General features: G+C 66.6%; 17 protein-coding genes and 1 pseudogene. 15 read left to right on the top strand and 3 right to left on the bottom strand.

Features of this window, described 5'->3' with window-relative positions:
• Positions 1–7: 7 nt before the first annotated feature.
• Positions 8–535: a DUF6622 family protein gene (locus ARC23_RS02245; protein WP_057495724.1), complete on the top strand. Its 528-nt coding sequence runs from the start codon at positions 8–10 to the stop codon at positions 533–535.
• 136 nt (positions 536–671) lie between these two features.
• Entirely contained in the window at positions 672–1,142 is a 471-nt protein-coding gene (locus tag ARC23_RS20665; RefSeq protein ID WP_057495725.1) for a hypothetical protein, read from the top strand.
• Between the two features lie 322 nt (positions 1,143–1,464).
• Here the strand turns inward: ARC23_RS20665 and ARC23_RS02255 are convergent, their stop codons facing one another.
• On the bottom strand, positions 1,465–2,367 hold the full coding sequence (locus tag ARC23_RS02255; RefSeq protein ID WP_049410734.1) for a LysR family transcriptional regulator: 903 nt from the start codon (positions 2,365–2,367) through the stop codon (positions 1,465–1,467).
• A 109-nt stretch (positions 2,368–2,476) separates the two neighbouring features.
• Here ARC23_RS02255 and ARC23_RS02260 point away from each other — a divergent pair, with 109 nt between their 5' ends.
• The 5 genes from ARC23_RS02260 (at position 2,477) to ARC23_RS02280 (ending at position 7,906) form a co-directional block, all read left to right on the top strand.
• Positions 2,477–3,598: a 4-oxalomesaconate tautomerase gene (locus ARC23_RS02260; RefSeq protein WP_057495726.1), complete on the top strand. Its 1,122-nt coding sequence runs from the start codon at positions 2,477–2,479 to the stop codon at positions 3,596–3,598.
• 75 nt (positions 3,599–3,673) lie between these two features.
• A complete protein-coding gene (locus ARC23_RS02265; protein ID WP_057495780.1) occupies positions 3,674–4,732 on the top strand; it encodes an ABC transporter substrate-binding protein in 1,059 nt (352 codons plus the stop codon).
• Positions 4,733–4,746: 14 nt separating this feature from the next.
• A complete protein-coding gene (locus ARC23_RS02270) occupies positions 4,747–5,580 on the top strand; it encodes an ABC transporter ATP-binding protein (RefSeq protein WP_057495727.1) in 834 nt (277 codons plus the stop codon).
• Positions 5,564–6,340 carry an ABC transporter permease gene (locus ARC23_RS02275; protein WP_049447913.1) on the top strand — a complete coding sequence of 259 codons (777 nt, stop codon included), beginning with the start codon at positions 5,564–5,566 and terminating at the stop codon, positions 6,338–6,340. The genes ARC23_RS02270 and ARC23_RS02275 overlap by 17 nt, the downstream gene beginning before the upstream one ends.
• Positions 6,341–6,472: 132 nt before the next feature.
• On the top strand, positions 6,473–7,906 hold the full coding sequence (locus ARC23_RS02280) for an OprO/OprP family phosphate-selective porin (protein WP_057495728.1): 1,434 nt from the start codon (positions 6,473–6,475) through the stop codon (positions 7,904–7,906).
• On the opposite strand, the pseudogene ARC23_RS21335 reads toward ARC23_RS02280, so the two are convergent.
• A pseudogene (locus ARC23_RS21335) lies at positions 7,903–8,142 on the bottom strand (hypothetical protein); the annotation flags it as partial. The gene ARC23_RS02280 and the pseudogene ARC23_RS21335 overlap by 4 nt on opposite strands.
• 353 nt (positions 8,143–8,495) lie before the next feature.
• Between ARC23_RS21335 and ARC23_RS02285 the strand changes: the two are divergent.
• The 8 genes from ARC23_RS02285 (at position 8,496) to ARC23_RS02320 (ending at position 22,137) form a co-directional block, all read left to right on the top strand.
• Complete coding sequence (locus ARC23_RS02285; RefSeq protein WP_057495729.1) at positions 8,496–11,624, top strand: TonB-dependent receptor; 3,129 nt, start codon at positions 8,496–8,498, stop codon at positions 11,622–11,624.
• Positions 11,625–11,754: 130 nt separating this feature from the next.
• Positions 11,755–12,513, top strand: a complete 759-nt coding sequence (locus ARC23_RS02290; protein WP_057495730.1) for a SapC family protein — start codon at positions 11,755–11,757, stop codon at positions 12,511–12,513.
• 3 nt (positions 12,514–12,516) lie between these two features.
• Positions 12,517–13,539 (top strand): cupin-like domain-containing protein, encoded by a 1,023-nt coding sequence (locus ARC23_RS02295; RefSeq protein WP_080392994.1) that lies wholly within the window; start codon positions 12,517–12,519, stop codon positions 13,537–13,539.
• Positions 13,540–13,553: 14 nt separating this feature from the next.
• The gene (locus ARC23_RS02300; protein ID WP_057495732.1) at positions 13,554–15,083 is read left to right on the top strand and encodes a tryptophan halogenase family protein; all 1,530 of its coding nucleotides are present in this window, start codon (positions 13,554–13,556) and stop codon (positions 15,081–15,083) included.
• 165 nt (positions 15,084–15,248) lie between these two features.
• Positions 15,249–16,742, top strand: a complete 1,494-nt coding sequence (gene xylB, locus ARC23_RS02305; RefSeq protein WP_057495733.1) for a xylulokinase — start codon at positions 15,249–15,251, stop codon at positions 16,740–16,742.
• A gap of 43 nt (positions 16,743–16,785) precedes the next feature.
• Complete coding sequence (gene xylA, locus ARC23_RS02310) at positions 16,786–18,120, top strand: xylose isomerase (RefSeq protein WP_057495734.1); 1,335 nt, start codon at positions 16,786–16,788, stop codon at positions 18,118–18,120.
• A 49-nt stretch (positions 18,121–18,169) separates the two neighbouring features.
• Positions 18,170–19,579, top strand: a complete 1,410-nt coding sequence (locus ARC23_RS02315) for a sugar porter family MFS transporter (protein ID WP_057495735.1) — start codon at positions 18,170–18,172, stop codon at positions 19,577–19,579.
• Positions 19,576–22,137, top strand: coding sequence for a glycoside hydrolase family 3 protein (locus ARC23_RS02320; protein ID WP_057495736.1), 2,562 nt, complete (start codon positions 19,576–19,578; stop codon positions 22,135–22,137). Before ARC23_RS02315 ends, ARC23_RS02320 begins: the two co-directional genes overlap by 4 nt.
• A 70-nt stretch (positions 22,138–22,207) precedes the next feature.
• Here the strand turns inward: ARC23_RS02320 and ARC23_RS02325 are convergent, their stop codons facing one another.
• On the bottom strand, positions 22,208–23,266 hold the full coding sequence (locus tag ARC23_RS02325) for a LacI family DNA-binding transcriptional regulator (RefSeq protein ID WP_057495737.1): 1,059 nt from the start codon (positions 23,264–23,266) through the stop codon (positions 22,208–22,210).
• Positions 23,267–23,334 lie beyond the last annotated feature (68 nt).

The raw sequence follows: 23,334 nt of genomic DNA on the forward strand, positions 1-23,334 counted from the left end.
ACCGCTCATGAACATGCTCCAGCACCTCGCCTCGCAGACGCCGATCTGGGTCTGGCTGCTTCTGGCCTTCCTGGTCACCCGTGGCATCGCCGCCATGAAGCCGACCGAGACCTCGCTGCAGAAGCTGGCGATCGTGCCCGGCCTGTTTGCCGTCTGGGGTGCGTGGTCGATCAGCCATCGTTTCGGCGCGTCGCTGATCGCCTGGAGCGAGTGGCTGGCCGGCATTGCCACGGGCGCGGCGCTTGCCTGGCTGCTGTTGAATCGGTTGAAGCTGACGCTGGACCGCAGCACCGGCAAGCTCTGGCGCAGCGCGGACTTCAGCCTGCTGCCGCTGCTGCTGGTCACCTTCCTGGTGAAGTACGGCTTCGAAGTCGCATTTGCGGTGTCGCCGTCGCTGTCCGCCCATGCCGGCTTCAGTGCCGCCTACCTGCTGCTGACGGGCGGGTTCACTGGCATCTTCGTCGGCAAGTACGCCCGGTACCTGGCCTCGCTGCGGGTGGATGCGGCGGGCAAGGGACTGGAAACCGCAGGCTGATCGCCCGCCTAGGATATGGGAACAGCCAGTTCACCAGGATGATGAACCATGCAGTGGGCGGGTTGTACTTCGCAGCTTGGTACGTCAGCGTAGTGGGTACCGCCAAGGTTCAGACAGGTCAAATGAAGTCTCCAGAATGAGGATGCTGATCTCTTCCCTCATGTTCCTGGGCTTGGTGGTTGCGGCAGGAATCGTTTGGGTAACGTATCCAACCTGTCTCGAATCTGAGCTCAGAACATTCCGCTCACTTCCACCAGAAACATTCAAGATGCTTCGTGACGATGCGATCGCCTTCGCTCGGGCGAACGCATCGAAAGGCATTACCATCGAAGCAGGCTCCCCGCAATCGAGCGTGTTCGAACTGCGGTGCAGGAAGGTTCCATTACTCCTGGTCGAGAACGGGCATGACCTGCTCACCCTCGATATCTTTGGATACGCAGACCGACGTGCGCCAGGCATTGCCAAGCTTCAAGATCAGATGACATCGAGACTGATCCCGGAGGGTCAGCCCGGCAAGCCCGGCCCGATTTCTGTAGAGCCCTCGGGACTGGAGGCGCTCATCATGAAGCATCGAGACGGCATCGATGTCGCGCAGCAGTGCCATTGAATCCAGGGGCGATTGAAGTGCGCCAAACGCATTTGAAGTGCGCCAAACGCATTGATCTCCTGACTTCGAATCCGTCGCACCTTATGCACGCCGCCTGATCGACCAGGTGGGCGTGCCCGACGTCGATGCCAGCGATGGGCCGCCACCGGCGGTGGCTCTGCAGCAACAGCGCGGTGCCAGCAACCAGATAGAACTGCCGATCCTGTTTGACCGCCGCGGGCAACAGCACGTCGGACAGATCGCTGTCCGACGCTTCGGTGACCAGGCAGAGTGCATCGCGGAAGCCCAGCCTGCGCAGCAGCCCAGTCAGACGTCCAGCGCCTTAGACATTCCCACGCCACTGGCTCATCAGCATCTGAAGGAATCGCTCTGCGGTGGGCGAGAGCAGGGCGCCGCGTCGGCGGACGATGCCGATCGTGCGCGACACCACCGGGTTGCCGATCGCGCGCGTCACCAGAGTGGGGTGATCCCCGTCCGGCGTGGCCATCTTCGGCAGCACCGACACGCCGATGCCGGCCTCGACCATGCCCAGTGACGTCGACAGGTGCGTCACCTCGTAGTGCCAGCTCAACTTGAGGTTCTCGCGCGCCAGTGCACCGTCCAGCAGCGTGCGATTGCCGCTGGTGCGATGCACGGTGATCAACTGGTGCTCGGCCAGGTCGGCCCACTCCACCTTGCGCTTGCGGGCCAGCGGATGATCGCGCCGGCAGGCGAGGACGAAGGGGTCCTCTGCCAGTACGTCGAAGTCTAGATTCGGATCGTTGGCGCCCATGAAGTTGATGCCGAACTCGACTTCGCCACGTTCCACCGCCTGCAGACCCTCCGTGGCCGGAATATCCAGAATGCGGAAGCGCACGTTCGGGTGTGCTTCGTGGAAACGCGCCATCACGCTGGGCAGGAAGTAGAACGCCGCCGTCGGCAGGCACGCGATGGTGACGGTGGCGCCACGCGTGTCCTCGCGGCCGCGCAGCGAGAACAGCGAGCCATCGAATTCCTCCAGCATGCGGCGTACCAGCGGCAGCAGGTTCTCGCCGACAGCGGTGGTACTGACGCTGCGCGTGGTGCGCTCCAGCAGTGGCGAACCCACGGCCTGCTCCAGTTTCTGGATCCGCCGGCTGAGTGCTGGCTGGGAGACGTGCAGGATTTCCGCGGCGCGATGGAAGCTGCGCGTCTCCGAGACCAGCAGGAAGGCGCGTAGATCCAGGATTTCGCAATTGATGCTCATTGGGTATCAATCATCCAAAAATCAGCAATTCACAGATCAATTGAGGCCATGCCAGTATCGAATCACAGAGGGGTCATTCATCCCCTATACGCATCAATCTAGCACACGTATGTCCAACGATCTGCTCAGCATTCCCTGCGTGCTCATGCGCGGCGGCACCTCCAAAGGCCCGTTCTTCCTGGCCGGCGACCTTCCGATGGACATCGCCGAACGCGATCGCCTGCTGCTGGAAGTGATGGGCTCGGGCCATCCGTTGCAGATCGACGGCATCGGCGGGGGCAACGCGCTGACCAGCAAGGTGGCCATCATCGACCGCTCGAGCCGGGCGGACGCCGACGTGGATTATCTGTTCGCCCAGGTCCGGGTGGAGCAGCAGGTGGTGGACACCTCGCCCAACTGCGGCAACATGCTGGCGGCCGTGGGCCCGTATGCCATCGAGCGTGGGCTGGTGCAGGCGCAGGATCCGCAGACCGAGGTGCGCATCCACAACGTCAACACCGGCAAGCTGATCATCGCCACGGTGGAAACGCCGGGCGGCACTGTGGTCTACCGCGGTGATACGCGCATTGCCGGCGCGCCGGGCTCGGCCTCGCCGGTCAGGCTGTCCTTCCTGGACGCGGCAGGTGCCCGCACCGGCAAGCTGCTGCCCAGCGGGCACGCGCAGGAAACCATCAGTGGCGTGCCGGTCAGCCTGGTGGACTGTGCCATGCCGATGATGCTGGTGCGTGCCGAAGACCTGGGCGTGCGTGGTGATGCCTCGCCCGCCGAACTGAACGCGGACGCCGCGTTCATGCGCCGGCTGGAGGCGCTGCGCATCGAGGCGGGCGCCCGCATGGGCATCGCCGACGCCGGCAACAAGGTCATTCCCAAGCCGGTGCTGCTGTCGGCACCGCAACATGGGGGTGATCTGCAGGTGCGCTATTTCATGCCGCACCAATGCCACACCGCACTGGCCATCACCGGCGCGGTCGGCCTGGCCACCGCCGCCGTCACGCCGGGCACGCTGGCCCACACTTTGGTCGGATGCCTGTCCGTCCCCGGCCGCATTACCCTCGAGCATCCGAGCGGGGCCCTGGAGGTGGGCCTCAGCCGCAGTTCGGACGATGCGCCGGTGATTGCCAGCGTGGTCCGCACCGCGCGCCGCCTGTTCGAGGGGCGCGTGTACGCGACATCGCCGGCGCCGGCTGCATCCAGTGCCACCCAAACCCGCCAATGGATATCGGCGGCATGATCTGAACCCGGGTGCGACGGCGCAGACGCGCATGCCCACCCTTACAACGTAGATGCTTCACTCCTGGGAGGGATGATGTACAAGCAGTTCTTGATGGCCGCGTTGTGCGCGGCCGGCCTGGCCGCGGCTGGATGCAGCAACAACGGGCGCGCCGAAGGGGCGTCCGCCGCCAGCGCCGACAACGCGCCGGTGCGCATCAGCGTCGGTTCCTACAATCTCAACAATCTTCCGTTCTTCATCGCCGACGCCAAGGGCTACTTCAAGGACGTCGGCCTGGAGGTCAAGACCGAGAACTTCGCGCAGGGCGGCTCCAAGGTGCTGCAGGCGCTGGTCGCCAATTCCACCGACGTGGCCGTCGGTTTCTATGACCACACCATCCAGATGCAGGCCAAGGGCAAGGACGTGGTCGGCTTCGTGCTGCTCTCGCGCAACTCCGGCCTGGTGATGGCCGGGCGCGAGGATGCCACCTTCGATCCGGCCCGCCCGGAGACCATCAAGGGCCAGAAGGTCGGCATCACCGCACCGGGCTCCTCGTCCGACTTCTTCGTCCGCCACTTCCTGGCCCAGCACGATATTCCGGCCGACAGCATTTCGCTGATCGGCGTCGGCTCGGGCGCCGCAGCGGTGGCCGCGCTGGAGCAGGGCAAGATCGACCTGCTGGTCAACTACGACCCGGCCGCGACCCTGATCACCGAGCGCAAGGTCGGGAAGATCCTCCTCGACGCGCGCAGCGACGAAGGCGCCCGCCAGGTCTATGGCGGCCTGTACCCGACCTCGGTGATGTATGCCAACCAGAGCTTCCTGGACAAGCGTCCCGAAGCGGCCGAAAAGATCGCCCGTGCCGAGCAGATGGCTTTGAAGTTCATCGCCGACCACAGTGCAGAAGAGATCGTTGCCGCACTGCCGGACAGCTATGTCTCCGGCGACCGCGCCACCTATGCCCGCGCGGTGGAGAACGCACGCGCGATCTTCACCCGGGACGGGCGCTTCACGCCGGCCGACCTGGAGACGCCATTGAAAGTGCTGCGTGAGTTCAACGCCGATGTGGCCAAGGCCGACATCGATCTGTCCAGGACCTACACCAATGCCTTCGTCGAGCGTGCCCACGCTGCGGCGCCGGCTGCCCAACCGTAAGCGGAGGTAACCCCATGGCCCTCAATGCCACCGTGCGCCAGCTCAACGGCGCACCGCAGCTGGAGCCTGCACAGACCATGGTCGCCATCAACAAGGTGACCATGTCCTTCGGCGAATTCACCGCCGTACGCGACGTCGACATCCAGGTGGGTGACGGCGAGTTCCTCGCCATCGTCGGGCCCACCGGCTGCGGCAAGAGCACCATCCTCAATTCCGTGGCGGGCCTGCTGAAGCCGTCCTCCGGCGAAGTGGCCATCGATGGCCGCACGGTCAGCGGCGTGCAGGAGTCGGTCGGCTACCTGTTCCAGCAGGACGCCCTGCTGCCGTGGAAGACCGCTTTCCAGAACGTCGAGCTGGGCCTGCGTTTCCGCGGCGTGCCCGAGGCCGAACGCAGGGCCAAGGCCAACGCGTGGCTGGCCAAGGTCGGCCTGGCCGGCTTCGAGCATCGCTACCCGCACCAGCTGTCCGGTGGCCAGCGCAAGCGCGTGCAGATGGCGCAGGCGCTGATCGTCGAGCCGAAGGTGATCCTGATGGACGAGCCGTTCTCGGCGCTGGACATCCACACCCGCCACCTGATGCAGAACGAGTTGCTGCGCCTGTGGCAGGAGGATCGCCGCTCGGTGATCCTGATTACCCACGATCTGGAGGAAGCCATCGCCCTGGGCGATCGCGTGGTGGTGTTGTCTTCCGGCCCGGCCAGCCGCGTGGTGCGCAGTTTCGACGTGGATCTGGAGCGGCCGCGCAATGTGGCCGAAATCAAGCTGGATGACCGTTTCACCGACCTGTACCGCGACATCTGGGCCTGCCTGCGCGGCGAAGTGGAGAAGAGCTATGCACGCCAAGACTGACAAATTCATCCAGCTGGCCCTGGTGATCGCCGTGTTCGGCGGCTGGGAAGGTGGCATCGCGCTGGGCGTGATCGATCCGTTCTTCTTCCCTTCGCCGACGGCGATCGTGCAGCAGGCCTGGACCTGGCTGTCGGATACCTCGTTCTACCAGCACGTCTACATCACGCTGACCGAAACCGCGCTGGGCTACATCATCGGCACCGGGCTGGGCGTGGCCGGTGGCGTGTGGCTCGGCCTGAGCCGCCGTTCGGCACGCATCCTGGACCCCTTCATCAAGGGCTTCAACGCGATTCCGCGCGTGGTGCTGGCGCCGATCTTCGTGCTCTGGCTGGGCCTTGGGCTGTGGTCGAAGGTGGCGCTGGCGGTCACGCTGGTGTTCTTCACCACGTTCTTCAATGCCATGCAGGGCGTGCGCGAAGTGAACCCGGTGGTACTGGCCAATGCGCGCATCCTCGGAGCGAGCCGCAGCGACCTGCTGCGCCATGTCTACTTCCCGGCAGCGGCGAGCTGGATCCTGTCGTCGCTGCGCACCTCGGTCGGCTTTGCCGTGGTCGGCGCGATCATTGGTGAGTACCTCGGCGCCTCGGCGGGCCTGGGCTACCTGATCGCGCAGGCCGAGGGCAACTTCAACGCCGTGGGCGTGTTCGCCGGCATCATCATCCTGGCCGCCTTCGTGCTGGTCATCGACGCCCTGCTGGACGTGGTTGAGAACAAGCTGATCACCTGGCGTCCCAACGCCCAGGCACAGGCCACGAGCTGACCGGGCCGGGCTGAGCCCGCCTGCCGCGCCGCCGGTCCGATCCGGCGGCGCGAGCTTCCTTCCCCGATCTTCCCCCGCACCACCGCAACAGGCCAGCGCCAGGCCAGGGGGCCGGCTGGCCGGAGAGAGCCCATGAACCCTCCCACCGTGCTGCCGATGGCAGCGCTGCCGGTCGCGCTCGGCCTGCTGTTGGCCAGTGGCCATGCCGACGCCCAGTCCACCGCGTCGCTGCCCGCGCCGCTGAGCCAGGCTGAGCTGTCACGCCTGGTGCAGCAGCAGGCGCTGCAGATCCAGCAACTGGAAGCACGCCTCCGCGCCGTCGAGGGCGGGCAGGGCGGTGCGACTGTACCGCCCACGCCGCCCGCACCTGCACTGGAGACGCGGATGGCCGCACTGGAATCCAGCCAGTCCAAGCTGCCCAAGGTCTCCTGGGCCAAGGGTGCACCCGAGTTCAGCAGTGCCGACGGCAACACGGTGTTCCGTCCTCGCGGCCGCCTGTTCGTCGATGCCTCCAGTACCGAGGGTTCCGCCTCCAGCGACCGCAATGTTTCGGGTACCGAGATCCGTTCGGTACGCCTGGGCGCCGAGGGCCGCTACGGCACCCTGGGCTGGGTCGTGGAGGGCGACTTCGCCGACAACGCGGTGGCGTGGAAGTCGGTCTATGCCACGCTGGATCACACACTGTTCGGGCGGCCTGCCGATCTCACCATGGGTAACCGCTTGAACGATCGCGGCATCGATGGTTCCAGCAGCACCTCCAATACGCCGTTCCAGGAGCGCAACGTGGTCGGCACGCTGCTGCTGCCGCAGCGTGGCCTGTTTGGTGTCGGGCTGACCGAGCGGGTGTATGGAAAGGGCTGGCATGCCAGCCTGTCGGTGGCCGGCAACGATCTCAACAACGCCGGTAACGACAACGACAGCCAGACCTGGGCCACGCGCGTCCATTGGAATCCGGTGGAGAGCGCTGGCGCCACCGTGCATCTGGGCGCATGGGCTTTCCACGAAAAGATTCCCGCAGGCGCCAGCGGCGTGGTGCGCAGTTCGGCCATCGCCGGGCATTTCAACGATCTGGTGAAAATTGCCCCGGGCACGCTGCTGGGCGCCGAGCGCAGCACCGCCTATGGCGCCGAACTTGCCGGCTTCTTCGGCCCGGCGTGGGCCACCGGCGAATGGGGCACGCGCAGCCTGCGCGGGGCCGACGCCGCTGGCCACTACGACCGCGACCACCAGGCCTGGGCGGTCTCGGCCGGCTGGTTCCTGGCCGGCGCCCAACCGTCCTACGCGGGCAAGACGGGTACCTGGGGGAAGGTGAAGGTCGCCGATCCCGTGACCCGCGGCGGCAGCGGTGCGTGGGAACTGAAGGGCCGCTACGAGGACGTGGACTATGCCGAGCTGCCCAGTGGCGGCACTGGCCACGCGTGGACGCTGGGGGCGAACTGGTACCTCAACGACTTCAGTCGCTTGATGTTCGAAGCCGTGCGTTGGCAGACCCGCCACCTCAACGGTACAGGCAAGGGCAGGGATGAAGGCACCACCTTCAATACCCGCCTGCAGCTGGCCTTCTAGGGCCTTCTAGGGCCGGGTCGCCGCCTGCATCCTGGCCACCGCAGCAACAACACAGCCATGAGTGCAGGCGGCATCGCCAGCGCGCCGACGCGCAGGACGTCGAGCGCGCTGACGTGCTCGCCATCGCGACGCAACGCCACCGGCCACTGCATCGTGGGCAGCGAGCCGGCCGCCAGGCCCAGCGGCAGACAGCGGGTCAAGCTGCCGAGCAGTGCGGCCGCACCATCTGCCAGCCAGATGCCCGTGCTTCGGCGGGCTGGCGTTCGCCAGCGGCCGAATTGCTGCGCTGCATGGTGACAACGGCAAACCGCGGTGATTACTCTCCGCTGCAACGCGATGGTAGCGCTACCAGCAGGACGGGGGTCCAAGGTCCTGGCGCCGCCTTCTTTGCCGCGTGTTTGTCCTGGCAGGCTTGAAAAGCAAGTGTAAGTCGCGGCGTGCTCCGGCGCCCGCGCTGTTCGGTTTGGAATGCGGGCCACGCCCGTGCGTGCCCCTGGGAGGGGGCGGTACATCCATTCGATCGTATGTCAGAGGGGACTTTCATGAGCACTTGCAGTTTCCGTGGCACCCTGCGCCCGAGGATCGGTTCATGAGCCGCACGTTGGCGAAGTTCCGGTCCAGGGCCATGTTCACCTTCGTTGGCGGCGCCCTGGTCATCAATCCCGCCTTCGCGCAGGACGCAGCGCCATCGGCCGGCCAGCCGCCGCAGGGCCAGTCGCAACCCACCCAGCTTGATGCAGTGCAGGTCACGGGCATACGCAACAGCCTGAGCCAGGCCATGGACATCAAGCGCGACTCGGCCGGCGTGGTCGATGCGATCAGTGCCGAAGACATCGGCAAGTTCCCCGACACCAATCTTGCCGAATCGCTGCAGCGCATCACCGGCATCTCCATCGAGCGCCGTGACGGCGAGGGTGCGCAGGTGACCGCGCGTGGCTTTGGCCCCCAGTTCAACATGGTCACGCTCAATGGCCGGCAGATGCCGGGTGCCGATGCATTCGGTGCCTCTGGACAGGTCGCCATCGGCGGTGTCGACGGCGGCACCCGCGCCTTCAATTTCGCGCAGCTGGCCGCCGAGGCCATCAATGGTATCGAGGTCTACAAGACCAGCCAGGCACAGGTGCCCAGCGGTGGCATCGGTGCGACGATCAACATCCTGACCTCGCGTCCGCTCGATCACGCCGGCATCGTGGCCAACGCCGGCGCGAAGCTGGTGTCCGACCAGAGCCAGCCGTTCGACAATGACCTGACCCCGGAGCTGTCGGGCATCTTCAGTTACAGCAATCCGGAAAAGACCTTTGGCGTCAGCCTCAGCGCCAGCCAGCAGAAGCGCAAGGGTGGCTCGGTGCAGGCCACGGAGAACTACTGGAATGTGCAGCCGTGGACAGGGTCCATGCCGGGCAATCCGGCCGTGGTCAATGCCCCGGCCGTCGGCCAGCTTTACGCGCGGCCCAACGACCTGCGCTACGCGTTCTCCGAATTCGAGCGCGAGCGCGTCAACGGCCAGGCCGTGCTCCAGTTCGCACCGACGGACAGCCTGACCCTGACCGTGGATTACACCTACTCGACCAACGAGATCACCGAGAATCGCGGCGAGCAGGGCATGTGGTTGCAGAACAGCAACTACACCAACGTTGAGTTCGACACCAGTGGCGCCGTCGCGACGCCGGTATACATCCGTGAAATCGCCGGCACCAAGGATTTCGGCCTGGAACAGCAGCGCAGCATGCAGGAGTACAAGCTGGGTTCGCTGGGCTTCAATGCCGTCTGGAATGTCAGCGACCGCTTCAAGCTCAGCTTCGATGCGCACAACTCGAAGAACGAGAGCCGCCCCAACGACCCGCTCACCGGCGGTGGCTCCATCTTCATGAGCATCGCCGGCACCAACAACTGTACCCGTGGCCCGCATTGTGGCGGCTCCTGGGTGCAGGAGCTGAACTTCAACAACGGCCTGCCGGTTGGCACCCAGGTCTGGTATCCCAGCACGGCCGATGCGATCGCCGGGACCAATGGCGTGGTCAACCCGGGCTTCCAGGAGGGCGAGGTCGGCACGCAGGTGCTGCGCGTCAACGCGCAGACCCAGATCAGCGAGATCAAGCAGGCGCGCGTCGATGGCGAATGGAACTTCGACCACGGCCGCTTCCAGTTCGGCGTGGACACCAACAAGTCCACCACCCACCGCATCCAGGCGGCCGAGGCCTATTCGACCCTGGGCGACTGGGGCGTGGCCAACGTGGACCGGGATACCGCCGCGGGCCTGATGGACCTGCTGCAGCCGGTCAACATCGTCGGCCTGTTTGACGACTACAGCGCGAACAGCTGGCCGGCCTGGCGCGGCAATGCCGGACAGCTGGCGCAATGGGCATCGCGCGAGTACGGCGTCGGGCTGGGCGTGAACCCGCAACGTGCGGCCGACAACTTCGTCGAGGAAAAGACCAAGGCGGCGTACTTCCAGGTGGAACTGGATGGCGAACTGGGTGGCCTGCGCACCAACACCCGCCTGGGCGTGCGCTATGAGACCACCGACGTGGTGTCGACCTCGGTCATTGCCGTGCCCGAATCGATCGAGTGGCAGGCCAACAATGATTTCCGCATCGTGCTGTCCGATGAGCAGCAGCCCTTCACCGAGAAGGCGCGCTACAGCTACATCCTGCCCAACCTCGATTTCAGCATCGACCTCACCGAGGAACTGAAGGGCCGAGTGTCGTTCGGCAAGAGCATCGCCCGCGCGCCATACGGCAATCTCTATGCAGGACCCGGGGCCCAGCAACCGTTCGGCTCGGTGCTGATCGATCCCTCGTCGCGCGCCAGCGGCAATTCCCAGAACCCGAGCCTGAAGCCGCTGGAATCGGACAACCTCGACCTGGGGCTGGAGTGGTACTTCGCCGATGCCAGCTATGTGTCATTGACATACTGGAACAAGTCGGTCAGCAACTTCATTGGCAACACCGTGGTCCAGGAGAGCCTGTACGGCCTCACCGACCCGACCTCCGGGCCGGATGCGCGGGCGGCATTGGACTTCCTGACCAGCGGCGCCTGCGTCGCCCAGGTCGGGCCGGCCAATGCGGCCGCCTGCTCGGCCAACGACACCTCGCTGTTCACCGCGCTGGCATTGCTGCGCAACAATCCTGCCGGCCTGGGCGCCTACAACGGAACCGATGCGCAGGTCCTTGCCACCGAAGCGGCCTACGATCTGTATGGGCAGGCCAACGACCCGCTGTACCAGTTCAACGTCAATCGCCCGATCAACCAGAACAAGTCCAAGCTGCACGGCTGGGAGCTGGGCGGGCAGTACTTCTTCGGTGACACCGGGTTCGGCGTACTGGCCAACTACACGGTGGTGAAAGGTGATGTCGGCTACAACAACGGCGGCGATCCGGGTATCGACCAGTTCTCGCTCACCGGCCTGAGCGACACCGCCAATGCCATGCTGATGTACGAGAAGTACGGGTGGTCAGTGCGTCTGGCATGGAACTGGCGCGATCAGTACCTGATCCTGGCCAACCAGGGCTCCAGCCGCAATCCGTACTATGTGGAGCCGTACGAGCAGTGGGATCTCAGCGTCAACTACGCGCTGGATGACCACTGGTCCTTCAGCCTGGAGGCGATCAACCTGACCGGCGAGGATGTGCGGTGGCGCTCGCGCACGTCGCAGATGATCGTCAAGCTGGCAGACCAGAGCCCGCGCTACATGCTGGGCGTCCGCTACAAGTTCTGAGCCTGGCCGCCGATGCGCCCGGCACGGCACCGCTGCCCGCCAGCGGTGCCGCGCCGGGACGGTGTCGCCGCACCTGTCGCGCCTGCGCTACCCTGCTGGCCAGCCACCTAACACTGGACTGGATACCCCGATGGCCCGCTATGAAATGCTCAACAACATCGCGCATCGGGACCTGAAGGTCTCCACCGGATTCGGGCCACAGTTCGGCGACGCGGTGGGCATGGTGCCCGCCTATCCCAGCGAGTTTGCCGAGCTCCAGCGCGAGTATCCGATTTTCCTGCGCAGGGAGGCCGGAACCGGGTCATGGCAGTCCGTGGCCCTGCTGGGTTTCGAGCAACACGAAAACCTGTTCCTGCAGGAGGGGCGCTGGAACGCCTCCTATCTGCCCGGCGCGGCCGCAAGAGGGCCGTTCCTGATCGGCTTCCAGGAACACTATGTCGATGGCGTGCTCACCCAGGACGCGGTGATGCACGTGGACCTGGACCATCCGCGTGTCACCAGCGGCGGCGGTGAGCCGGTGTTCCTGCCGCAGGGCGGCAACACGCCTTACCTGGACCACATCGCAGGGGTGCTGCGCGGCATCCACGATGGCGGCGCGTTCGCGGCCGCAATGTTTACGATGCTTGACGACAGCGGCCTGATCCAGCCGGTCACGCTCGACGTGCAGGTCACGCAGCGTCACCGGGTGAGCGTGAACGGATTGCATGGCATCGACCGTGAGCGCCTGGCGGCGCTGGACAGTGCACGCCTGGCGGCACTGAACCGCGCCGGTTACCTTGAAGGTGCGTACCTGATGCTGGCCTCGTTGCACAACATGCGCCGCCTGATTGCCGAGAAGCAGCGCCGCCTCCGCGTCCAGGACGCCGCAACGCAGCCGGCCAGGAACTGACCGGTGCGGGCGAGCCAGCCGATGCGGATCCTGGAAGGCGTCGATCCAGCCGAACTGCCGTTGGCTGCCCTGGCGGAGGCAGGTGAGCCGGCCGTACTGCGCGGCATCGCCAGCGGTTGGCCGCTGGTCCAGGCGGGCGTGCGCTCGGCGCAGGACGCGATGGCCTATCTATGCAGCGCCGATGCGGGCGGGCCGATCCAGTACTCGTTCGGCGGCGCCGAAATCGACGGCCGTCCGTTCTACAGCGCGGACTTCACCCGGTTGAACTTCGAGGTGCGGCGCGGCGTGCTGGCCCAGGTGCTGGGGGAGATCGCCTCGACGCTGCAGGCCCCGCGGCCGCCGACCTATTACGTGGCGGCGCTGCCGATCGAGCGGGCACTGCGGCCGGCGTTCGCACAGGCCAACGACGCCGGGCTGGCGAAGCAGGGCATCGATGCCACGGCCAGCATCTGGATCGGCAACCGGGTGACGGCCTCGTGCCACTTCGACACGCCCGACAACCTCGCCTGCTGCGCGGTGGGGCAGCGCGAGTTCACCCTGTTCCCGCCCGACCAGATCGACAATCTGTATCCGGGCCCGCTCGATCCCACGCCCGGTGGCCAGGTGGTGAGCGTGGTGGACTTCGAGCGCCCCGACTTCGATCGGTACCCGCGTTTCCGCGACGCGCTGGCGCATGCACGCAGCGCGGTGCTTGGGCCCGGCGATGCGATCTTCATTCCCAGCATGTGGTGGCACCATGTGCGCAGCCTGGCGCCGTTCAACGTGCTGGTGAACTACTGGTGGCGAAGCTCGCCGGCCTGGCTGGGGTCTCCACTGGCGGCGCTGCAGCACGCGATGTGGGCCGTGCGCGACCTGCCAGCGCGCGAAAAACAGGCCTGGGAAGGGCTCTTCCACTACTACGTATTCGGCCCCGGCGCGCACGCCGGGCAGCACCTGCCTGACGCCGCACGCGGAGATCTGGCACCGTTCGACGAGCCGCGCGCGCGCCGCATGCGCGCGATGCTGCTGGGCAGGCTCAACCGTTGAGAAGGAGCGCCGTAATGGATACCGAGAGCACACCGGCAGGACGCATCCGCAGGGTGGTCATCGCCGGCGGCGGGACGGCGGGATGGCTGGCCGGCTGCGCGCTGGCGCACCAGTTCCGTGACCAGCTGGAGATCACCCTGGTCGAGTCCGAGCAGATCGGCACCGTCGGTGTCGGCGAGTCCACCGTGCCGCCCATCCGCACCTTCCATCGCTTCCTGCAGATCGACGAACAGGAGTTCCTGCGCGCGGTGGCCGGCACCTTCAAGCTGTCGATCTCGTTCGAGAACTGGCGGCTGCCGGGCGAGCGCTTCTTCCACCCGTTCGGCACCATCGGCCACGGCACCTGGGCAGCACCGTTCCATCACTTCTGGCTGGACAGCCTTCGCCGCGGCATGCCTTCGGACCTGGGTGACTTCTGCCTGGAGAGCGTTGCCTCGCGGGGCGACCGCTTCTCGTTGCAGACCCAGCCGCAGGCCAGCTATGCCTACCACTTCGATGCCGGGCTGTATGCGCGGTTCCTGCGGCGCAGGGCCGAGGCCCATGGCCTGCGCCGGATCGAAGGCAGGATCGCGCAGGTCCGGCAGCATGCACACGACGGGTCGGTGCAGGCGCTGGTGCTGGAGGACGGGCAGGTGGTGGAAGGGGATCTGTTCATCGACTGCACCGGCTTCCGCGGCCTGCTGATCGAACAAACGCTGGGCACCGGCTACGAGGACTGGCACGAATGGCTGCCGTGCGACCGGGCGGTGGCCGTGCAGACCGAAGCGGTTGCTCCACCCGTGCCATACACCCGCGCGATCGCCCACGAAGCAGGGTGGCGCTGGCACATCGCGCTGCAACACCGGGTCGGCTGCGGGCTGGTGTATTCCAGCCGCCATCTGTCCGATGACGAGGCCACGGCGAAGCTGCTGCGCGACGTGGGGGCTCCGCCCTTGCGCGATCCCTGGCAGGTGCCGTTCCGCAGCGGGCGTCGGCTGAAGGCCTGGAACAGGAACGTGGTGGCACTGGGGCTGGCAAGCGGCTTCATCGAACCCCTGGAATCGACCAGCATCCATCTGACGATCAGCGCCGTGGTGCGCCTGATCCAGCTGTTCCCGTTCGACGGCATCAGTGCGTCGCTGGTGCAGCTGTACAACGACGTCAGCCGGCAGGAAATGGAGCACGTGCGCGACTTCATCATCCTGCACTACCACGCCACGCAGCGCTCCGAACCGATGTGGAAAGCGTGCCGCGAAATGCGCGTGCCCGAATCGCTGCAGCAGCGGTTGCAGGCGTGGCGCGAACGTGCGCACGCCTGGCAGGATCCCGGCGAGCTGTTCCGCGTCGAGTCCTGGACCAGCGTGCTGCTCGGCCAGGGCATTCCGCCAGGCCCGCCGCATCCGCTGGCGCGGGCCGTGAGTGACGCCGATCTGCGCACCTTGTTGAAGGGTATCCAGCAGCCCGTCCAGCAGGCCGCTGCGCAGATGCCGACGCAGGCAGAGTTCATCGCGCACTACTGCAGATCCGGCGCGGACGTGTGGCGTCCGATCGCAACGACGGCATAGCAGGGTTTTGCGTTGCAGCACGCTTTTTCCGCTGCAGCTGGTTACAGTGCGGAAAAACCGCAGGCGATGGCGCATGCGGTGGCAACGAGGGGGCCGTGCAGCATGCCCCCTTTTTGAGTCCATGGAATGTTAGCGCTACCTTTTTGTTGATCGGAGGCGGTTTCGATGGGTCTGGTTGCAGGGATCGATGCAGGGACGCAGAGCTTGAAGGTGCTGGTCTACGACCCGCAGGCGCAAGCGGTGGCCGCCGCCGCCAGCGCGCCGCTCACGCTGGACAGTGCGGCCGACGGCAGCCGCGAGCAGGCACCCGCCGATTGGGTAGCGGCCCTCCACGATTGCTTCGCCCGGATCGATCCCGCGCTGCGCGCACGCATCGTCGCGCTGGCGGTATCGGGCCAGCAGCATGGGTTCGTGCCGGTGGATGCGGCAGGCGAGGTACTGGCGCCGGCCAAGCTGTGGTGCGATACCAGCACGTCGGCCGAATGCTCGCAGATCATGGCCGCCGTTGGCGGGATCCAGCGGACCATCGCCATTGCGGGCAACCCGATCCTGGCCGGCTACACCGCTTCCAAGCTGCCGTGGACCCGGACCCACCGGGCCGACGCCTACGCGCGGCTGGCGACCATCCTGCTGCCGCACGACTACCTGAATTTCGTGTTGACCGGACAGCGGTTCTGCGAACTGGGCGATGCGTCCGGAACCGGTTGGCTGGACGTGCGCACACGCACGTGGTCGCAGGAACTGCTGCGCGCAACCGATCCTGATCGCGATCTGGGCGCCTGCCTGCCGCCGATCGCCGCACCTGACGCCCTGTTTGACATCGCGCCTGCTGCGGCAGCCGCGCTGGGGCTGCCGGCGACGGTAAAGGTGGCCGTTGGCGGTGGAGACAACATGATGGCCGCGATCGGCACTGGCTGCGTCACCGAAGGGCGCCTGGCGATGAGCCTGGGAACGTCCGGAACGCTGTTTGCCTACTCCGGCTCGCCGGTGATCGATGCCGACGGCGCCTGGGCAGCGTTCTGCTCGTCCACGGGGGGCTGGCTGCCGCTGATCTGCACCATGAACTGCACCGTGGCGACCGAACAGGTGGCCCGAGCCTTCGGCTTCAGCACACGCGACGGCGATGCGCACCTGCGCGCGACGACACCGGGAGCAGGCGGGCTGGTGATGCTGCCCTTCCTCAATGGCGAGCGCACCCCCGACCTGCCGCTCGGCAAGGGCGTGCTGGCCGGCCTGGACACCGCCAATTTCACTCCCGCACATATCTACCGCGCCGCCATGGAGGGCGCGACCTACAGCCTGAAGTACGGCTACGACGCCTTCGTGCGCGCGGGCATGCAGTTCGATCGCATCGTGCTCACCGGCGGTGGCAGCAACAGCGCTGCGTGGCGTCAGCTGGTGGCCGATGTGTTCGGGCTGCCCGTGGAGGTCCCGGTGCAAGCGGAAGGCGCGGCGTTTGGCGCAGCACTGCAGGCGCTGTGGGCGCTCGCCCGGGCGCAGGGAGACGCCACCTCGATCAGCGACATCACCGCGCGGCACGTCACCGTCGATCCCGCGCTGTCCGCACGCCCGGCTCCGGAACGGAGCGATGCCTATGCACGGGCCTACGCACGCTTCCTCAGTCATCTTGATGCCATCACGCCGCTGCAGCGCGGCTAATGGCTCCTCCACGACACCCCGTACAACGACAGGAGCACGCACCATGAGCACGCAGCCCTTCATCGGCGCCAAGGAGTACTTCCCCGGCGTCGGCCGCATTCCGTTCGAGGGCAAGGGCTCGGACAATCCGCTCGCCTTCAAGGTCTACGATGCGAACCGGGTCATCGCTGGCAAGACCATGCAGGAGCATCTGCGCTTCGCCGTGTGCTACTGGCACACCTTCTGCAATGCCGGGCACGATCCGTTCGGCCCGGGTACCCGGCAGTTCCCGTGGGAGGCGGCCTCGCCGCTGGCCACGGCCGAGGCGAAAGTGGACGCGGCGTTCGAGTTCTTCACCAAGCTGGGCGTGCCGTACTGGTGCTTCCACGACATCGACCTGGCGCCGGATGCCGATGACATCGGCCAGTACCAGAAGAACCTCTCGCATATGGTCGCGCTGGCCAAGGCGCGCCAGGAGGCCACCGGCGTCAAGCTGCTGTGGGGCACGGCCAACCTGTTCTCGCACCCGCGCTACATGAACGGCGCATCGACCAATCCCGATTTCACCGTGGTCGCGCGCGCCGCGGTGCAGGTCAAGGCTGCACTGGAAGCGACGGTCGAGCTGGGCGGCGAACACTATGTGTTCTGGGGTGGGCGCGAAGGCTATGCATCGCTGGCCAATACCCAGATGAAGCGCGAGATCGAGCATTTCGCACGTTTCCTCACCATGGCCCGCGACTACGGCCGCAGCATCGGCCTGAAGGGCAACTTCCTCATCGAGCCCAAGCCGATGGAGCCGATGAAGCACCAGTACGACTTCGACAGCGCAACGGTGGTGGGCTTCCTGAAGGAACATGGGCTGGACAAGGACTTCAAGCTCAACATCGAGGCCAACCACGCCACATTGTCCGGGCATACCTTCGAGCACGATCTGCAGGTCGCGTCCGATCATGGCCTGCTCGGCAGCATCGATGCCAATCGCGGCAATGCGCAGAACGGCTGGGACACCGATCAGTTCCCGAGTGACCTGTACGACACCGTGGGCGCGATGCTGGTCGTGCTGCGCCAGGGCGGGCTGGAGGGCGGGTTGAACTTCGATGCGAAGGTGCGCCGCGAGTCGACCGACCTGGAGGATCTGTTCATTGCCCATATCGGCGGCATGGACGCCTTCGCACGCGGGCTGGAGGTCGCCCATGCACTGCTGACCGAGTCGCCCTGGGAGCAATGGCGCAAGGAGCGCTACGCGAGTTTCGACAGCGGCGCCGGCCAGGAGTTCGAGCGCGGCACGCTCAGCCTGCCGGACCTGGCGGGCCTGGCCGCCCGCCTCGGCGAACCGCGCCAGGCCAGCGGCAAGCAGGAGCGTTACGAAAACCTGCTCAACCAGTACCTGCTGCGCTGAGCGCAGCAGGCAGGCCAACGGCGGCAACGGTGCACTCAAGGGGACGGGGATGAACCAGGCAGCAGGCAGCGGCGAGAACACCCGGCTGATCGTACTGATCAGCGTGGTAGCGACGATTGGCGGTTTTCTGTTCGGTTTCGACAGCGGCGTGATCAATGGCACCCAGGACGGCCTGCACCAGGCGTTCCGGTCCGGCGAATGGATGCAGGGGTTCGAGATCGCGTCGATGCTGCTGGGCTGTGCGGTGGGCGCGTTCAGTGCAGGCCGCCTGGCCGACCGCCTCGGCCGCCGCAACGTGCTGATCCTGTCGGCGGTGATGTTCCTGCTGTCGGCACTCGGTGCAGGTGCGGCGGTCTCGTCGGGCTGGTTCATTGCGGCGCGGGTGGTGGGCGGATTCGCGGTCGGCGCGGCGAGCGTGATCTCGCCGGCCTACATCGCCGAGGTCGCTCCGGCCCGCTATCGCGGCCGCCTGGCCACGGTGCAGCAGATCGCCATCATCACCGGGCTCACCGCTGCCTTCCTGTCCAACTACCTGCTGGCGGCCGCAGCGGGCGCGTCGACCGAGCCACTGTGGGGCGGGCAGGCTGCCTGGCGCTGGATGTTCTGGATGCAGGCCGCGCCATCGCTGGTGTTCCTGCTGCTGTTGCTGACCATCCCGGAGAGCCCGCGCTACCTGGTGGTAAAGCGGCGCAAGGACGACGCGCTGCGCGTGCTTACCCGGCTGCTCGGCAGCGACAAGGCCCACGCCACGCTCGAAGAGATCGATGCCTCGCTGTCCAATGACCACCATCGCCCGCGCCTGTCCGACCTGAAGAGCCGGGCGACCGGGCGGATCCGCCCGATTGTGTGGGTCGGCGTCGGGCTGGCCTGCTTCCAGCAGCTGGTCGGCATCAACGTGGTGTTCTATTACGGCGCCGTGCTGTGGCAGGCGGTCGGCTTCTCCGAGAACGACGCACTGCTGATCAACGTGCTGTCCGGCGCGCTGAGCATTGGCGCCTGCGTGGTCACGGTGCTGCTGATCGACCGGATCGGCCGCAAGCCGTTGCTGTGGTTCGGTTCGGCCGGGATGTCGCTGTCACTGGCACTGGTGGTGGTGGCCTTTGCCAGCGGTTCGCTGGCCGACGGGCATCTGCAGCTGCCCGGTCGCATGGGCACGCTGGCCCTGGTGGCGGCCAATGCCTACGTCGTGTTCTTCAATCTGTCCTGGGGCCCGGTGATGTGGGTGATGCTGGGCGAGATGTTCCCGAACCAGATCCGCGGTTCGGCATTGGCGGTCGCCGGCGCGGCGCAATGGACGTCCAACTTCGTGGTTACGGTGACATTCCCGATGCTGCTGGCCGCGGCCGGGCTGGCGGCTACCTACGGTATCTACCTGGTGGCGGCGGTCATCTCGGTGATTTTCGTGGTCCGGCATGTGCACGAGACCAAGGGCAAGGAACTGGAGCAGATGGAAGGATGAGCGCCATGGCATCGCAGACCTTCGTAATCCGCAGCGGCGCGCTGGTCGCCGCACTGATGCTGGGATTGCTCGGCTGCAGCGGCCAGGACCGGGCCGCCGCCGTAGCAGCTACCGACAATGATCCGTGGCCGAAGGTCACCTGGCCGCTGGCCGAGGACCCCGCGCTGGAGAAGCGGATCACCGACCTGATGGCCGGCATGACGGTGGAGGAAAAGGTCGGCCAGCTCGTGCAGGGCGACATCGCCAGCCTCACCCCCGATGACGTGCGGCGCTACCGCCTCGGTTCGATCCTGGCCGGAGGTAATTCCGACCCCGGTGGCCGCTACGACGCGTCACCAGCCGAATGGCTGGCGCTGGCCGATGCGTTCTATGACGCGTCCATGGATACTTCCAACGGAGGCAAAGCCATTCCACTGCTGTTCGGCATCGATGCCGTGCACGGGCAGAGCAACATCATTGGCGCCACGTTGTTCCCGCACAACATCGGGCTGGGTGCCGCGCGCAATCCGGAGCTGCTGCGGCAGATCGGTGGCATTACCGCCCTGGAGACCCGCGTCACCGGCATGGAGTGGACGTTCGCGCCGACCGTTGCGGTACCCCAGGATGATCGCTGGGGCCGCACCTACGAGGGCTACTCGGAATCGCCCGAGGTGGTGGCCAGTTACGCGGGCGCCATGGTGGAGGGATTGCAGGGCAGGGTGGGGACGCCGGAGTTTCTGGATGGCCGTCATGTGATTGCCTCGGTGAAGCACTTCCTCGGCGATGGCGGCACTACCGGCGGCAAGGACCAGGGCGACACGCGCATCAGCGAGCCCGACCTGGTGCGCATCCATGCGGCCGGGTATCCCCCGGCAATCGCCGCCGGGGCGCAGACGGCCATGGCCTCCTTCAACAGCGTCAACGGTGAAAAGATGCACGGGCACCGGCATTACCTCACCGACGTGCTCAAGGGGCGAATGCAGTTCGGTGGCTTCGTGGTCGGCGACTGGAATGGCCACGGGCAGGTCAAGGGCTGCACCACCACGGACTGCCCGGCCACCATCAACGCCGGCCTGGACATGGCGATGGCTTCGGACAGCTGGAGGGGCTTCTACGAGACCACGCTGGCGGCGGCGAAGGACGGGCGGATCACGCCGCAGCGCCTGGATGACGCGGTGCGCCGCATCCTGCGCGTCAAGTTCCGCCTCGGCCTGTTCGAAGCGGGCCGGCCGTCGTCGCGGGCCGTCGGCGGCCAGTTCGCACTCATTGGCGCGCCCGAGCATCGCGCGGTGGCCCGCCAGGCGGTACGCGAATCGCTGGTGCTGCTGAAGAACCAGAACGGCCTGCTGCCGCTGTCGCCAAAGCAGCGGATCCTGGTGGCCGGCGACGGCGCCGACGATGTCGGCAAACAGGCCGGCGGCTGGACGCTCAACTGGCAGGGCACCGGTACCACCCGCAAGGATTTTCCCAATGCGGACTCGATCTACGAAGGCATCGCGCGCCAGGCCACGGCGGCTGGCGGTGAGGCCGTGCTCGCCGTTGACGGTCGCTATGCAGTGAAACCCGACGTGGCGGTGGTGGTGTTTGGCGAAGACCCGTATGCCGAGTTCCAGGGAGACCGGCCGACGCTGGCCTACAAGCCCGGCAACGAAACGGACCTGGACCTGCTCAAGCGGCTCAAGGCCGAGGGCATCCCGGTCGCTGCGGTCTTCCTGAGCGGGCGACCGCTGTGGGTGAACCGGGAAATCAATGCCGCCGATGCCTTCGTGGCCGCGTGGCTGCCGGGCTCGGAAGGCGCCGGCATCGCCGATGTGCTGCTGCGTGGGGCCGACGGCCGCGTGCAGCACGATTTCAAGGGCAGGCTCAGTTTCAGCTGGCCGCGCACCGCCACCCAGTACGCCAACAACGTGGGCCAGAAGAATTACGACCCGTTGTTCGCATTCGGCTTCGGCCTGACCTATGCCGACAACGGCGACCTGCCCGTACTGCCGGAGGCATCAGGCGTCACCGGCAACGAGGGCGCGTCCGGGGTGTTCTTCGCACGCGGCGACGCAGGCGCCGGCATGGCGCTGCGGATCGAGGATGCGACAGGGCAGGGTTCGACCGTGACCCGCGTGCCGGATGCATTGCCCGGCGACCGGTTGAAGATCACCGGCGTGGATCACCTGGCGCAGGAAGACGGGCGGCGGCTGGCGTGGTCGGGCAACGGCGAGGCCGTCGTCGCGCTGCAGTCGCACACGCCACTGGACCTGCAGCGCGAGGCCAACGGTGACCTGATGCTGTTGACCACGCTGCGTGTCGACGCGGCACCGCGTGGCCAGGCATGGCTGTCGGTGGGCTGTGGTGCCGGCTGTTCGGCGCGGGTCGCCATCGGGCCGACCCTGGCCGCTATGACGGCCGGCCAGTGGACGCGGGTGGGTGTTCCGCTGAAATGCCTGGCTGCGGCCGGTGCGAAGCTGGACGCGCTTGATCGTCCCTGGTCGCTGGCCTCGGCCGACACCATGACGCTCTCGGTGTCCCGCGTCGCCCTGGGGGCGCTGAACGAAGCGCAGGACACGGTGCGCTGCGATGCGCGATGATCGTCCGCGCCGCCATCATCGCGGGCCTCGCATGCACCGGGTGGCCGCACGCATGAGGCAGCAATCCGCGCTACCGGCGCTTGGGTGGCGCAGCCACCGAATCACGTACGATCAACCGGTGCGGCACGACGTGGTCGCGCAGCACGGGGGTGTCACCACTGGAACGGCGGATGGTGCGCAGCAGGATGTCGATGGCTGCGTTGGCCATGAACGCGATCGGCTGATGGATCGTGGTCAGTTCCGGCCACACGGTGGTTGCAGCCGAGGTGTCATCGAAGCCGACCACCGACAGGTCGCGCGGTACATCCAGTCCGCGCCGATGCGCCACGGAGATGGCGGCGGCGCCCATGTCATCGTTGCTGGCGAAGATCGCCGTCGGTGGCCGGCGCTGGGACAGCAGCTTCTCGGCCGCAGCCAGGCCGGACCGGTAGGTGTAGTCACCGTGCTGGACCAGGCCGGACTCCACCGCCAGCCCCGCCTCGCGCAGCGCCGTGACGAAACCGTCGTAGCGGAGCGCGCTCGCGCTCAGGTCAGTGCGTCCACGGATGAAGCCGATGCGGGTGTGCCCCTGCCGGAGCAGGTGTTCGGTCATTTCCCTGCCGGCGCTGAAGTCGTCGATACGGACGCAGGACAGGGCATCGCTCAGCCGTCCCGAAGCGATGGCCACCACCGGAATGCCTGCCTTGACCAGTTCGCTTACCGCGGCCTGCGATTCGCACAAGGGCGGCGGCAGGATCACCCCGTCGACGCGTCCGGCGAGCGCACGCGCGGCCTTGCGCTCGGACTCGGCATCCAGATTGTCCCAGTAGTCGATGACCAGCTGCAGGGCGGAGCTGGACGCGACGCGCAGCAGCCCGACCAGCAGCTCGCGCAGGTAGGCGCCGCTGGGATTGGTATAGATCAGGGCGATGCGCGTGTGCTGCGCGGCGGCCAGCGAACTGGCCGCAAGATTGGGCGTATAGCCCAGCGCGTGCACCGCGCGCAGCACGCGCTCGCGGGTGACGTCACGCACCTTGCCCTGGTTGATCACGCGCGACACGGTCATCGGCGAAACGCCGGCAAGGGCCGCAACCTCGTCGATGGTCACGCCTGCGGTTCTGCGGCGAACCGACTTCTTCGGCTTGTCCAATGCACGATCCCTTTGGTCTTGGTGGCGCTGCCGCGCCGGTGCGCGGGACGATGATGAACCGTCGCGGG

The organism is Stenotrophomonas beteli, from assembly GCF_001431665.1.
GTDB classification, from domain to species: Bacteria; Pseudomonadota; Gammaproteobacteria; order Xanthomonadales; family Xanthomonadaceae; genus Stenotrophomonas; species Stenotrophomonas beteli.